Origin of the sequence: Campylobacter sp. RM6914 (genome assembly GCF_004803835.1) — a bacterium.
Taxonomy (GTDB): Bacteria; Campylobacterota; Campylobacteria; order Campylobacterales; family Campylobacteraceae; genus Campylobacter_A; species Campylobacter_A californiensis.
Map to the genome: position 1 here is coordinate 443,344 of NZ_CP012545.1, position 12,980 is coordinate 456,323.

The window sequence follows — 12,980 nt, forward strand, 5'->3', positions numbered from 1 at the left end:
CGCAAAAAACGTTTTACTGATTTTGCCATTAATAAACTCCGTAATTGAATTGATCGTTGTATCTTATAGATCCGTCATAGGTTAAATTTGCCGCTCTACTATCGATGGTTGTTAATACGCATCTAACGGGTGCAGCGCTTTTAGCCGCATCGCTTATGCGTTTTGCTTTCTCACGAGATAGCGGAATACTTGAGATAACGCTATACTCCGCCCAGTGATCGTTGCTACCGTAAAATCTAGCCCCGCCGTGCAGTATGGAGCCGTCATATTTTTGCCCTAAATTTCCCTCTATTATCAAAGCTCCGCTATCTATCGCCTGCACCGCTTTTTTAACAGCGTAAAAGGTGCCTGAGTAGTAGTGAATAGCAAATGCGTTTTTTATCAGCTCGCGTGCGGCTATCTCGCTAAGCCCCTCTATATCCACGTCAAACGAAGCGGCTAAAATAGGCAAAAGGGATACCGGACAACTATCCGCCAGAGTGTTAATCACGCCTATATCAAACTCATCGAAACGGATGCCAAAAAGCTCGTCAAATTTCTTATCAAATTTGCTTTTATGGTTTGGAAGCAAGGTCATAGGCTAGCCTTTTTATAGCTTAGATTAAAGCTTATCCTTGCAAAGCTATCATCGCCTACCTTTGTATCAATCGTAGGAGTTTGCAAATTCACTCTATACACTCCATTTTTATGAAGCACGGAGTAGATATAACTTAAATTTAGATTTTCTCCTATCTTTAGAGTGCTTGGAGTGGCTTTTATTGCTTTATCTATCTCATCTTGCATAAACATATCGGTTAGCTCAAGTTCTGCTTTTATCTCGATATTTATAATATTTGCATTTGTTACTATCACGCTATCGGTTAGCGGTCTTACTTTTTCATCATTTAGATAGTCCGCTACGCTAGTCCTTGTCTCCTCGCTCATATCAGCTGTTTTTAGATACACTTTTACTATGCCCGCACCGCCGTTTAGCACGCTAACTTCTAGTACCTTTATATTTGCCGACATCGCTTGATAGATATAGGCTTTAGCGCTTCCTGCCGTGCTAAATCTCTCTAAGCTAAGCACGGCTCTCTCGCGCAGTCTATCGTCGCTTTCACGCTCTGCTCCGCCTAAAAATTCGCTCTCTTGCTTTGCCGTAAGCACAAAAGGAAGCGGTGTTTGAATGAGCTCACATTTAATTAGGCTTGATTTCACGTAGCTATCAAGCACGCTTACACCTATTATCTCTTTATTACCGGCTTTTATAACTAGGCTATTTTTTAGTGTGGCAGTGTCGCCGTCTTTGCTTACGAGCGTAAGTCCGGCAGGGATATAAACATCATAACCAAGCGTAGTACTTAGACTAAATTTAACGTTTGCCGTAGGTTTTTCGCCCTTTAATCTTTCTATGCCGTATATTGCTACTACGTTATCAAGGTCGCTTCCCGTCGCAAAAGGAAGTAGCATTGATTTTACGCTTTGATTTATCCTAGCTCGAAGTAGTAACTCGCGGTAAGCTAGCGTCTCAAGCAAAGCCGAGTAGCTGTCGCTCTCCAAAAGCGCGATCTCGTCATCGGTTAAATACTCTTTAAAGACGTTTTTAACGCTATTTAAAATTTCATCATAATTAAGCGTTTCGATAACATTCGGATAAGGCAAAGCTTTTAAATCAAGCATAAGCTACCTCCATACTATCGCCGCTTTCAAAGGTTATTTTAAATTTAAGGCTGTTGTTTTGCAGGCTGATTAGCCTTACTTCATCGATTTTTATGCGTTTTTCCCATTTTTCTACCGCTTCTATGACATACCAAGCAAGATCGGCTCTAAAGCTATCATCGATGCGGCGATCGATTAGCTCAAACAGACGGCTGCCGTATTCGGGCAGCATAACCCTTGAACCAAGCGGCGTTAAAAGTATGTCTTTTATGCTCTGTTCTATGCTTACTAAGTGTTTCATATTAATCTCTCGCTAGTCCGTTATTTGTGTGGTTTGTTAAATCGCCCCTGCTGTCGCTTATGCTTCCGCCAAAGCTTGCATTACCTCCGGTTGTGATTGAGCCGGTTATATTTACGTCCCCGTTGATTGAAAAACTTCCGCTACCGCCGCCTGAACCCGCCGTAGTGATAGCACCTTGTATTAGCGTATTACCTAGTAGCTTGATATTTGGGCTTTTTACGGTCGTGTCGTTTGCTTTTACGTTTACACTTTGAGCGGTCAAATTTGCATTATCGCAGGCTATATTTATCTCTTTTGGAGTGGAGATAACAAGAGTGCTATTTACCGTGTTATAGCTTATTTGCACGCCGTCCTCGTAAATACAAATTTGCTCTTTTTCGTTTGTGTCGGGAGCCGAGTGCACTTCTTGATATACCGAGCGAAGTATTACGCCGCTATTTAGACTGCCGCGAATCGGCAAGACGATTACCTGCTCGCCCACGCGAATCGGCGTAAAAGCTCTTGCGAAAGAATTTGCCAAAGCAAGCACAGGCAGAAAGTCGGTTACCATATCTCCTATAGCAACCCTTGCACGATCCGCTCTTACTTCGCTAATAATGCCGATTTCAATAAATTCCGTCTTCATATTCGCTCTCTTTTATGTGTTCGCCAAAATTTTTATTTTTACGTTTGACATTAAATTTGATCTCTTTAACATCTTCGTGAATGTCGTTAAGTTTTTGGCGACTTTCTACGCGGTCGATCTTTAGAGTTTCGATTAGGGCTCTTGTCGCGTCCGCGTTGTTGTTAAAAGCTTCGTTTGTCTTTGTGGTTACTTCGATTATCTTTTGTGAGTTTGCATTTGCGTTTTTGCTAAGTAGCCAAAAGATTATGACAAAGGCTACAAAGCCAAAAATCACCATAAAGACTAAAAACTCATTTGACCCCCAGCTTCCTGCAGAAGTGATAAGCCCGGTAGTCTCTTTTATTTCATCGCTAAAATTTAGACTATTTTCCATACTATTCCTTTATACCAAGACATTGTTTTAGCAGGTTTTCGCAATCTCGGTAGTAGATCATTTTTGCTTTGTCCGCTTCAAACGTGCCGTCGTTTTTTGGTTTTACAGGCATTAGTGCGTTACACCTTACAGGCATTAGCTTTTCTTTATATATGATATGAGGCTCTACCGCTTGTTTATCCGCACAGCCTGCGAAAAGCAAAGCAAGTAACACAAAAGCAGCTAAATTTCTCATTTAAACAACTCCTTATAAGCCTTTAGCTCCGCTTCGCAGCTTTTATCCTTGACGAAAATTTTCTTTATTCGCTCTATCTCTTTTGGCGGAGTGTTGTCGATCTTTACTGCTGCTGTTTTTATGGCTTCATTTTGCAAGGCAAGAGTAGCGTCGCAGTTAGTTAAATTTGCTTTTAGCGTAGCCTTATCAGTCGTTAGTTCGTCCGCTTTTTTGGTTAGCTCTTTGTTGCTATCTTTTAGAATTTCATTTGCAGCCGCAAGCGAGCTTATTTTTAGCCCCGTGCCGATGAGCGATATAGCCAAAAAACCGCACACGCAAAGAGCGTAAAGAAAAGGCTTGCTAAAAATACCCATCTTATACCCCTTGTAAATTTATAATCTCAACCGTAAGCGGCTTATCTTTGGTTATTTTTAAAAACGCCTCAAGTGTCTTTTTACCCTCGTAAACGCCTTTATCATCATACTTTTGTCCTAGCAAGATACATCCAAGAGTATGTTTTGGATAGTTACCTGCATGGATTAAAATTCTACGTGCCTTTATAACATTCTCATTAAAAAGTGTCGGTAAAACTCGCCCAAAACGCGGGCTATACTCCCACGCGACGTCGTATTTTCCTTGTGGAATGCGTAAATCTCTACCAGGCGTAACGCAATCATCGCCCGCAGGCTCAAGCGTGTAACCGCTAAGCAATACCCGCTCATCGGTTTGTCCTACGCAAAGTTCAAATTTACCCAGTGTGCCGTCATGTATATTTTTAAATCGCCTAATCGTCAGCTTCATCTTCTTTGTTTTCGTCCGTAGCGGGGAGAAAATCTATCATCCCCTCGTCTAAATATACGCTCGCCTCTTCAGGCTCAAGTCGCACGATCTCGCCCTCTTTTACAAAACCACCTTTTACGCAGATGTTTTTAGTCGCGATATACTCCATTTTTTTACCTTTTTAAGCTTGTTTCATATAGCTAACCCATTTTTTGATGACTATCTCGTAATCAACGTATAGGTCAAAGACGTATTTTAGTGCGCGCTCCTCCGCGTCATACCATCTGTTGCGGCGAATATCAAGCACCGTGCCTAAAACTAAATTTTTAAGCGGAGTGGCTAGATACTCTCCTTTTGGCATTAAAGGCGTTACCTCAAGCGGCACTCCTAAAATTTTATCCGCTCCGCCTTGTATTAGATGAGTCGGAGAATTTAACGCGGCAAGCTCTTTGTTATACTCCTGTGCGTCGGCCGGGCTGATAAGGATCACCGCTTGGCTTAAAATATCGGGGTGCAAAGAAGCTACAAGCGCACTTAGCCTATCTTTTACTTTCTCGTTTGACGCATAGGTTAGTTTTGTGGTCTCGCTAGAGTCTTTCGCTACGGCAACCCAGCCTTTATGAAGAGTCTTAAAGCTGCCGTCATACGTATCGCTCTCGCCGATAAAGCCAAGGAGCGCAAGGTCGTTGCCGAAAGCCTTTGCAAAGCTCTCAAACGTTTCGCTTTCAAATTTAGGGTTTGATTTGTTATCCTCTAGCGCGTCTTGAAGTATGCGAGCGAAGAGCTGAACGCTTTTTGCGTCAAGCTTTGCGCCGACTTTATTAAGTGCGGCTCTTTGGCTCTCGCTTGGCTTGTCTCCGCTTGGCACGCGCACCAAAATACCCTTAGCTACGTCCCACGCGTCAAGCTCTTTGGTTAATCTACCCATCTTTTCGGTGTGAATTTTTTGCAAAAAGCCGTTATTTTGCTTGATAACATCGACAAAGTTATGCGCTTGCTCGGGCGTTAGCGCGCCTGAAAGCGTAACGTTAGTCGCATTCATACTTGTTTTTAAAATTTCGTCTAATCCGCTCATTATAATATCCCTCCGCTAAGTGAATTTTCTTGTTTTTTGATCGTCTCGTCTTGTTTTGATTTGCTAAGCTCACTCGTGATAGCCTCAAGCTTTGCGGTTAGTTCGCCTACTGATTTTTCAAGCGCCTCAAGTTTTGCTTCGCTTGCGCTTATGCCCGCTTTTACAAGCTCTGCCACCTTGTTTTCATCCATCGTCTCTCCTTTGTTGTTTGAAGTTTGTTTTTTTAAATTTTCGCTTGAGCCGAAAAACTCTTTTAGCGCCGCCATTACGCCGCCTTTGGTAATGCCCTCATCGGCATTTTTTATAACGCCGCTTCCATACATCGATAATCCCGTTATCGCTCCGTTTTTTACCATCTGTTTTAGATCTTCATCCTCTAGCTTTATACCGACCGCCCATGCTCCGACCTCGCTAAAAAACTCATCTTTGCTTTTTACTATCCAGCTTTCGCATATATAGGCGTTTGCGATGTTAAAATCGTGATTTACGTCAACGCAGTATCCAAGATCCGCCCTTTTCATAAAGTTGTAAGCGGCCCTTTTTATTTCGTTTGCATTTGCAAAATCTCCTTGCGTATCGACTTCATCGGGCGCATACACGATCCCGTAAACTACGCCTTGCTCGTCATCGCTCTTTTTAAAATTGACTCGTAAAAGCTCGTTAAAATTCTCATTTTTGTAAATGATCTTTTTATTATTCGCTCCCGCGCTAACAAGCGAGATTAGTTTTATTTGCATATTTGTGATCTCTTTGCTCATCTATTACGCTCCTTTAAAATATTGCGTGCATTTTGACAAAAAATAAAATTTTAAAAAACCTAGATACGACATATATGTCGTATCTAGCTAGAAAGTAAAAAATTTTTATCATAAAATGGCGTTTTTGAAATAAATGTTTTAGGATATATATGCAAGTGATTTTTAAAAGTGTAGCGGGTAGCGTTCAATTAACCGATGAGAGCAAAGACGGCAGCGGACTTGTCGAGCCGTTTTTCGGCTTTGATAGGATGCTTGATCTGTTTTATGCAAACACCTATCATCGTCGCGCCATACAGCTAAAAGCCTCTCTTCTTTCAAATATAGAGGACGGCTCGAAGCTTGAAGGGCAAGGCATGACGCCGAAAGATTTTTTATACGCTTTTATACTAAATCTTGAAATTTTCGGTAACGCCTTTATGGAGATCGCCGGTAAAAACATCTATCTTTTGCCGAGCATCGAAGGGCGCGTAAATGAAAACAGAGAGGTTTTTCAACTAAAAGACGGCCGTAAAATAGCGCTAAACGCAAGACATCTATACTACTATTCGCCGCGCAGTAGGTATTACGGCGAGCCCGATTACTTAGGCACTCTTTTACCGCTTTTAACCAATCAAAAAGCCGACAGCTTTAATAATGCGTTTTTTGACAACTCGGCACGCGCGGACACCGCCGTTATTTTTGAGAACTCAGAGCCCGACGAGATGCAGCTAAACGCTTTTAAAGAGTTTTTCGGCTCAAATTTCAGGGGTGCGAACAATGCTCACAAAACGCTTATACTAACCGCAAACGGAGAAAACGCAAAGGTTCGCATCGAAGATTTAAGCAAGGTGCAAGATATTAGCTTTGAAAAGCTTAAAAATTTAAACCGAGACGAGATCATCGCCGCTCACGGAGTGCCGCCGAGAATGATGGGCGTAATAAGCTCTGGCCAACTTGGCGGCGGAAGCGAAGTTATAGGTCAGCTTCATAGCTTTAACGAGCTAACTATCATACCAAAGCAAGAGCAAATAGAGTGGTTTTTCGATAGCATCGGCTTTCCTATAAAGCTAAAACCTCTTGACGTAAGCAGCTTTAAAGACGACGGAGAGCTGGTAACTTCGCTGGTGCAAAGCGGCATTTTAAGCCTAGCCGAAGCGCGCGGGATATTAGGCTATGCAAAATAAAGCGTTTTAAGGCGTTTTGGCATTAAGGACGATAAAAGATATTAATAAAATGTTTTCGTCGTTTTTGAAGCCGTTTTGAAGCGTTTTGAAGGTGGTTTTAAAATATAAGTAAAGGAACAAAAAGCAAGATGGATGAAATTTTAACCGAAATTCGCAGATATAATAAACTCAAAATGATAGAGGATGATGAGATTATCCCATACGTTGAGATGGCCGATATGCAGATAGCGAATTTTAGCGTGGATCCTAAAAACCTGCTAAAAGCGAGGGCTTTTTACACCATCGCGCTTTTAGGGCAAAAGCTTTGGCTAAAAATTCAGCAGCGAGCAAACGAATACGACGAAAGCCTAGACACCTTTAAAGACGTTAAGCAATGGGAGGAGTATTGGATGGATAAATTTTATAAGCTTACTACAAAGAAAAATACCGGCGGATATTTTTACGCCGCAGTTTAAGGAGAGAGTATGCAAGTAGAAAATATCACGACCGAAAAAGAGTTAATAGCTCTTTGCGAGAGTCTAGTTTTAAAGCACGACGATGATTTTAAGCTGTTTATATCCGAGCGAAACGCGCTTAATCACGTAGAGTATAGAGCCGTTTTAACGGCTATCGTACCTATAGTAAGTGGTGAGGCGGTATTAAAAGAGCTTATGAGCTTAACCCCGCTTTTAAATTTTAAATCCTCAAGTGTGGACGCCACCGACGAGAGAGGCGTAGATATATTAAATTTTGATTTTACGCTTTGCTATTTTAACTCCGTTTGCATGGATGAGTGATGGCATATTCAAAACAGACCAAAGAGCTTATTTTAAATTTACTTAGCAGCGGCTACTGCGCCGTAGAAATTTCAAAAGAATACGGCATAAACGGCGCTACTCTCTCACGCTGGAAAAAAGAGCTAAAAAAGGAGGACGCCCCTACGATCCAAAATTTAAAGGCTCAAATCTCGCAACTTTCAAAAGGTAAAAGCAGCGACTCCAAAGCCAAGCAAATCGCTATGCTTAGCGCATCTCTTTCAAGACTTGAAGGGATAAAAGCAAAAGAGCGAAAGGTAAAAAATAAGAAAAAGCCGTTAATCCTAATGAATGCGGACTATGAGAGCCTAAAACAAAAGGCGTTAAGCGAAGGCGGGCTTTACGGGTATCAAAAGGATTTTATAAACGATACCTCGCAGTTTCGTATCGTGCTAAAATCTCGTCAAATAGGTTTTTCATACGCTTCAAGCCTTGATGCGCTGCTTGGAGCTGTCGCGGGTCGTAATCAGCTGTTTTTGAGCGCGAGCGAAGAGCAGGCTAGAATTTTAATGAACTATCTTGACGGCTGGGCGGCGAAATTTAACATAGCTTTCGCTAAAAATAGCGAGTATGAAAAAAGCCTTGATAACGGTGCGGTTATCCGCGCAATGCCTCATAACTTTAGAACCGTGCAGGGCTTTACCGGCGATATTTGGATGGATGAGTTCGCATGGTATCCAAACCAAAAGCGTATCTGGCACGCATTCGTCCCAAGTATCGGAGCGGTAGCGGGTCGCCTCACTATTCTATCTACGCCGTTTGAAGAGAATTCGCTATTTCACGAGCTATTTGACAACGAAACGAAATACTATATGTTTTCAAGGCATAGAGTAGATATTTATAGAGCTATCGAGGACGGGCTAAATTTCGATCTTGAAACTATGCGCGATCTTTTTGACGCCGATACGTGGGCGAGTGCGTATGAGTGCCAATTTATAGACGACGAAAACGCGCTTTTAAGCGTGGAACTTATAAAAAGTTGTATAAAAGACTATGCGCCGGCACTTCCAGCTAAAAGCGTCCCGCAATATGCGGGATTTGACGTAGGGCGCACAAAGGATAGAAGCGCTCACATAGCGGTTTTTGATGAAAACGGAGTTAAAAAGCTAAGCGTGCTTGACGTCATCGCTAAAGCAAGCTTTGAGGCGCAAGAAAATCTACTCATAGACTTTTTGCGCCTAAACCCTTTGGCTATGCAAAAGATAGATAAAACGGGTATAGGTATGAGCGTAGCCGAAAAGGTAAAAAGGCGCTTCCCTTCAAGAGTGCAAGGGGTCTATTTTACGCAAAGCAGTAAAGAAGCTATGGCTTTAAATTTAAAAAAGCACTTTGAGGATAAAAGTATAATCATCCCAAACGACCCCGCATTAATCGCCGATCTTCACGCCGTAAAGCGAAAAGCCGGCGCAAAAAGCTTCACATACGATAGCGACCGAAACGAACACGGCCACGCGGATAGGTTTTGGGCGCTCGCGCTTGCATTAAGCTATTTTGAAAAAGTTAGGGATAAAAGGGGCAAGGCGTATATAATAGGGTAGGTGGATTTATATTGAGTGCGATTCCAAAACCATGATTTATTGGGCTTTATTCCAAAGCCCTAATTTTTTATTTTTTGCATAATTTTCATCTCTTATATAGTCTTTTGAATACTTTCTAAAAGCGATGGCGTGACCATTTTTTACCATAAATTTAGAAATATCCTTGTTTCTTAAAAATACTTTTGAAACAGACCTTTTATACTTGTCGTAGTATAAATGTTCTATTTCTACTTTTTTACGGTTAATTTTTTTAGTAAGAATTTGTTTTGATTTGCCAAAATACGGTTCTTTTTTCTCCGGTGCATTTATTCCAAAAAGGCGTATTGTTTGCTCTTTATTTTTATAAAGCACCTTTATGGTATCGCCGTCAATTATTTTTAGAACCTTTGCTTCATATCCAAGACAAAGGCTTACAAGCGTAAAAAATAAGAAACTAAATTTCACTTATTATTTTTTTCTTTTGTATATCAAACTCTTCTTGGGTTAAAAATCCACCCTCTAAAAGTTTGCTAAGTTTTTCCAATCTTTCTATTTGACTATCAATACCTCCGCTTGATTGCTTAGGTTCAGTCGTTTCTTTCGGAGCTTCTTTTTTTGACCCATTGTTTGCAATATACGCCCTTAAAAATTCAGCCATCTCTCTAGCCATACTTTTTTCCATATGGGTTATTTTAGCTCTATTGCCGGATGTATAAATAGTAATCTCACCCATAAGAATGCCCGTTTCATATTCAATAGAGCTTATTTTTGAGTAGTCAAAATTTTCTACCCTTAGTTTAATAAAACCCTTATCAATAAAAATAAGTCTTGAGTTAGTAGCGACTAAAATTCCAATACCATTGTTATAAGCACCATTCGTAATTTTTTCTATTTTTTCATCTTCCCAAAGCATGTGCGGCAACTCTTTGATTTCTTTTTTGGTCATAAAAGTATTTGCATTTGAAAAACATGATATTTGACTTTGTATCTCTTCTAGGCTTGGCATAGTTTAACTCCAAAATATTTTTTTGATGCATTATATCTAAAAATTTACTATTAGATACTGATTAAAAAAACAAAAGAATAAAGGCTTTTATGCCAGCTCCATCCTGCTTAATCCATAACTAAAAAGAGCATTTACCGCTATTTTTAGACTCTCGTTTGCTCCGGCACGTGATAGCTCTTTTAGACTCTCGCCGATACTTTTGCGCTCATTATCTACGCTTTTTGGCACTACTTTTAAAAGCCTTAAGCCCTTCATCGTAAGCCTTGCGTCATAATATACTCCAAAGCCCGATTTCTTGGCCGTTATTATCTCATTTTCCATTAGCCATGTTACGGTAGCTTCTAAAAATTCAAGCTCTTTCATGTCGCCCATAGTGCCGTCAGGCGTATCTAAAAACTCTGGTCTTGTATCTTTTATGCCAAAGTCCTCAGGCACCAACTCACACTTTATAGGAAACTCCGCATAAAGTTTTGCTAAAATTTTACCTATTAAAATATCAAATTTGTCTATATTATTTCTCATTACGCTACGCTCCATTTAGAAATCTTTTTTGCTACGCAAAAAAACGTTTTACTGATTTTCTCATTTTTTACCCTTTTAGAGTTATTTTTATCTCTTTTGCGATCTCTTCGCCTACGTTTGCCGCTAGCTCGCTACTTGCACGCTTTAAACCGCCGTCTTTATATATATTCCACGCATTTATCAGGTATGGATTTGCCTTTATGCCGGGATGATTTACCTTTTTGCCAAATATTATGCCGGCTTTTTTATTGGCTAAAGCCTTTTTGTTTTTAGGTTTTATGGCATAAGGCTTTGTGCCGTTATGGACAAATTTGGCATATTTTACCTGTGCCGTATTACCTACTTTAACCTCGCTGGAAGTCGCACTAAAAACCTTGATATTTCGTTTTAAGGTGCCGCGCGTCTTTAAATTTGAGATCGGCGCGGTCTTTTCTTTGGCTACTTGCACTACTCCTGATCCTACTCTATAAAGGAAGTTTTTTAAAAATTTATCCAAATCTTTCATCTTACGCCTTAAAGTTATCTTTTATATAGTTTAATGCGTCTATGAAAGTGCCTTGAAAATTAGCCCGCTCTTTGCCGTCTGCGGTATGGACAAACTCACAAATTTCGCTAAATTCTTTGTGCTTTTTGACCTCATTCATATCTTTGTCTTTTGGTGTAAAAACATCAAAAACATAGGCTATTTTCTTATCTGCCGTCGCTTTTAAAACAGCAAAAAATTTGTAGCCCAATTGCTTCATGTCATTATAGTCATCAAGCCCATTTAATCTTATCTCCCAATCAAACGCTACATTTTTATGAAAGCCGATATTAATGTTAAATTTTCTCATATTTGCCACCATGATTTAATTATCTCTTGTTTTAATGTTACGCTGTTATCTTTAAAATATTCTTTTAAATCGCGACTCGGTCTAAAGGCCGTTACTATCTCATCTCCGTCAAAAATCATAAAAATTCCGTTATCGCTCATTGCGTTTGTGTAGTTTTGTTTTAGATTATTGGGGGCGATTTTGTTTATTGAGTTTAATGCCTTAACTATGTCGCTTTTTGTAATATCTTTATGTTTATTAAAAATATGTGTATTGCCTATTTTTAATACTCTCTCCACGCCCGTTTTATCGATATGTTTTACGATCTCATCATCGTAAAGAGGCTGTGTATTTCGCATCTTTACGCCGCCTATCTCTTCTTCATCGACCCATACCGGGATCGCTTCGGTGCGGCACCTAAAATGATACGGCGGTAAGCCAAAGTCGCTATCCATCTTATCGCTTTTTCCTAGATACGCCTTACTTTGCCACACGGCGGCGGCTTTTTTATCCGCTAGGCTTTTAGCGTTTAAAATTTTACCCGCTTGTTTTTCAAGGTGCTTTGCCGGTATTATGCGCCCGTGCATAGACCGGCATATATCAGTCGTCCTCGCGTCCATCATAGCTAAAATTTTATAATACTCCACCCCGTATTTAGCCCCCTGCGTTACGACGGCGACGTTTTGCGCCTGAAGCGTGATATGATCGCTTACGCCTTTAAAATAGCCCTCATTGGCGCTTATTATCGCGCCAAACTCTTTTTTTAGCTCTGCGCCGATGTTATCAAGCTCTATCTCACCTTTAAAAACCTGCTCGATCTTATCTTTTAATCTATTTTGTAAATTTTCATTATACTCTTTGCCCATCCAGTAAAAGCCTTTTCTCATGGCTTCCACCGCGTCCGCATCTACTTCGTCAAAGATAAATTTAAGCTCCTTACCCATGCTTTTTGCCACTTTTTGCAGCGCCTTTTTAGCCAGTATGACGTATAAACTCTCAAGCTCGCTTGGTACTACCTCTATATTTGCGGCTTTTGCCTTGTTTAAAAGCATCTTTTCAAGCGTCTGCTTGTCCGTTTTTTCGGTTGAAACGGCTAAAATTTCAGCTATTATATCCTCAAGCCGCTCTATTTGCGCAGCGGTATAGTTTTGTAGTAAAATTTGCTCGTTCCCGCTTGATTTTAGCAGCTTATATCTAGTTACGGCTTTTAAAAATCTCATTTTTTACCCTCTATTTGCTCGATATACTCGGCATATTCGATTAGCTCCTGATCTTTTAGCGGTTTTTCTTCGGTCATCCAGCTATATCCGCATGTACCGCATTTTCTCATTCTGATATTTTTTAGCCCCTTTAAGGTCTTGATGACAAATGTCTTTTCGTTAGCGCATTTGGGACACAGCAT

22 protein-coding genes are annotated in these 12,980 nt (G+C 40.5%); 4 read left to right on the forward strand and 18 right to left on the reverse strand.

The genetic code is table 11. The annotated features are described in order from the left end of the window. Positions 1-28: 28 nt before the first annotated feature. From CCAL_RS02310 to CCAL_RS02360, 11 genes are read right to left on the reverse strand one after another with little or no spacing between them, the layout of a single operon-like run. Positions 29-577, reverse strand: a complete 549-nt coding sequence (locus CCAL_RS02310; protein WP_169971904.1) for a phage tail protein — start codon at positions 575-577, stop codon at positions 29-31. After that, positions 574-1,659 (reverse strand): baseplate assembly protein, encoded by a 1,086-nt coding sequence (locus tag CCAL_RS02315; protein WP_169971903.1) that lies wholly within the window; start codon positions 1,657-1,659, stop codon positions 574-576. The genes CCAL_RS02310 and CCAL_RS02315 overlap by 4 nt, the downstream gene beginning before the upstream one ends. Further along, the gene (locus CCAL_RS02320; RefSeq protein WP_169971902.1) at positions 1,652-1,939 is read right to left on the reverse strand and encodes a GPW/gp25 family protein; all 288 of its coding nucleotides are present in this window, start codon (positions 1,937-1,939) and stop codon (positions 1,652-1,654) included. Before CCAL_RS02320 ends, CCAL_RS02315 begins: the two co-directional genes overlap by 8 nt. 1 nt (position 1,940) lies before the next feature. After that, positions 1,941-2,564, reverse strand: a complete 624-nt coding sequence (locus CCAL_RS02325; protein ID WP_169971901.1) for a phage baseplate assembly protein V — start codon at positions 2,562-2,564, stop codon at positions 1,941-1,943. Further along, positions 2,545-2,937: a hypothetical protein gene (locus CCAL_RS02330; protein WP_169971900.1), complete on the reverse strand. Its 393-nt coding sequence runs from the start codon at positions 2,935-2,937 to the stop codon at positions 2,545-2,547. Before CCAL_RS02330 ends, CCAL_RS02325 begins: the two co-directional genes overlap by 20 nt. A gap of 1 nt (position 2,938) precedes the next feature. Beyond that, on the reverse strand, positions 2,939-3,172 hold the full coding sequence (locus CCAL_RS02335) for a hypothetical protein (RefSeq protein WP_169971899.1): 234 nt from the start codon (positions 3,170-3,172) through the stop codon (positions 2,939-2,941). Further along, entirely contained in the window at positions 3,169-3,525 is a 357-nt protein-coding gene (locus tag CCAL_RS02340; RefSeq protein ID WP_169971898.1) for a hypothetical protein, read from the reverse strand. The genes CCAL_RS02335 and CCAL_RS02340 overlap by 4 nt, the downstream gene beginning before the upstream one ends. Position 3,526: 1 nt before the next feature. Continuing rightward, positions 3,527-3,952 carry a DUF5675 family protein gene (locus CCAL_RS02345; protein WP_169971897.1) on the reverse strand — a complete coding sequence of 142 codons (426 nt, stop codon included), beginning with the start codon at positions 3,950-3,952 and terminating at the stop codon, positions 3,527-3,529. Beyond that, positions 3,936-4,100 carry a hypothetical protein gene (locus tag CCAL_RS02350; RefSeq protein WP_169971896.1) on the reverse strand — a complete coding sequence of 55 codons (165 nt, stop codon included), beginning with the start codon at positions 4,098-4,100 and terminating at the stop codon, positions 3,936-3,938. Before CCAL_RS02350 ends, CCAL_RS02345 begins: the two co-directional genes overlap by 17 nt. 12 nt (positions 4,101-4,112) lie before the next feature. Beyond that, complete coding sequence (locus CCAL_RS02355) at positions 4,113-5,006, reverse strand: phage capsid protein (protein WP_169971895.1); 894 nt, start codon at positions 5,004-5,006, stop codon at positions 4,113-4,115. Next, positions 5,006-5,764, reverse strand: coding sequence for an XkdF-like putative serine protease domain-containing protein (locus tag CCAL_RS02360; protein WP_170015081.1), 759 nt, complete (start codon positions 5,762-5,764; stop codon positions 5,006-5,008). Before CCAL_RS02360 ends, CCAL_RS02355 begins: the two co-directional genes overlap by 1 nt. Before the next feature lie 149 nt (positions 5,765-5,913). Here CCAL_RS02360 and CCAL_RS02365 point away from each other — a divergent pair, with 149 nt between their 5' ends. The 4 genes from CCAL_RS02365 (at position 5,914) to CCAL_RS02380 (ending at position 9,259) form a co-directional block, all read left to right on the forward strand. Continuing rightward, a complete protein-coding gene (locus CCAL_RS02365; protein WP_172285041.1) occupies positions 5,914-6,927 on the forward strand; it encodes a phage portal protein in 1,014 nt (337 codons plus the stop codon). A 128-nt stretch (positions 6,928-7,055) separates the two neighbouring features. After that, complete coding sequence (locus CCAL_RS02370) at positions 7,056-7,382, forward strand: competence protein CoiA (protein WP_172285042.1); 327 nt, start codon at positions 7,056-7,058, stop codon at positions 7,380-7,382. Between the two features lie 9 nt (positions 7,383-7,391). After that, complete coding sequence (locus CCAL_RS02375; protein ID WP_172285043.1) at positions 7,392-7,703, forward strand: hypothetical protein; 312 nt, start codon at positions 7,392-7,394, stop codon at positions 7,701-7,703. Then, positions 7,703-9,259 carry a terminase large subunit domain-containing protein gene (locus CCAL_RS02380; RefSeq protein ID WP_172285044.1) on the forward strand — a complete coding sequence of 519 codons (1,557 nt, stop codon included), beginning with the start codon at positions 7,703-7,705 and terminating at the stop codon, positions 9,257-9,259. Before CCAL_RS02375 ends, CCAL_RS02380 begins: the two co-directional genes overlap by 1 nt. Positions 9,260-9,295: 36 nt before the next feature. Here CCAL_RS02380 and CCAL_RS02385 read toward each other — a convergent pair whose 3' ends face one another. The 7 genes from CCAL_RS02385 to CCAL_RS02415 all read right to left on the reverse strand — a co-directional run bounded on the left by CCAL_RS02385 (position 9,296) and on the right by CCAL_RS02415 (position 12,980). Continuing rightward, the gene (locus tag CCAL_RS02385; RefSeq protein ID WP_236860492.1) at positions 9,296-9,610 is read right to left on the reverse strand and encodes a thermonuclease family protein; all 315 of its coding nucleotides are present in this window, start codon (positions 9,608-9,610) and stop codon (positions 9,296-9,298) included. A gap of 82 nt (positions 9,611-9,692) precedes the next feature. Further along, positions 9,693-10,244 (reverse strand): PH domain-containing protein, encoded by a 552-nt coding sequence (locus CCAL_RS02390; protein WP_169971888.1) that lies wholly within the window; start codon positions 10,242-10,244, stop codon positions 9,693-9,695. 87 nt (positions 10,245-10,331) lie between these two features. Beyond that, positions 10,332-10,781 carry a hypothetical protein gene (locus CCAL_RS02395; RefSeq protein ID WP_169971887.1) on the reverse strand — a complete coding sequence of 150 codons (450 nt, stop codon included), beginning with the start codon at positions 10,779-10,781 and terminating at the stop codon, positions 10,332-10,334. Positions 10,782-10,833: 52 nt separating this feature from the next. Next, complete coding sequence (locus CCAL_RS02400) at positions 10,834-11,271, reverse strand: HK97 gp10 family phage protein (RefSeq protein ID WP_169971886.1); 438 nt, start codon at positions 11,269-11,271, stop codon at positions 10,834-10,836. Between the two features lies 1 nt (position 11,272). Next, a complete protein-coding gene (locus CCAL_RS02405; protein ID WP_169971885.1) occupies positions 11,273-11,599 on the reverse strand; it encodes a hypothetical protein in 327 nt (108 codons plus the stop codon). After that, the gene (locus CCAL_RS02410) at positions 11,596-12,798 is read right to left on the reverse strand and encodes a structural protein (RefSeq protein WP_172285045.1); all 1,203 of its coding nucleotides are present in this window, start codon (positions 12,796-12,798) and stop codon (positions 11,596-11,598) included. The genes CCAL_RS02405 and CCAL_RS02410 overlap by 4 nt, the downstream gene beginning before the upstream one ends. Continuing rightward, positions 12,795-12,980 (reverse strand): hypothetical protein, encoded by a 186-nt coding sequence (locus CCAL_RS02415; RefSeq protein ID WP_170015087.1) that lies wholly within the window; start codon positions 12,978-12,980, stop codon positions 12,795-12,797. Before CCAL_RS02415 ends, CCAL_RS02410 begins: the two co-directional genes overlap by 4 nt.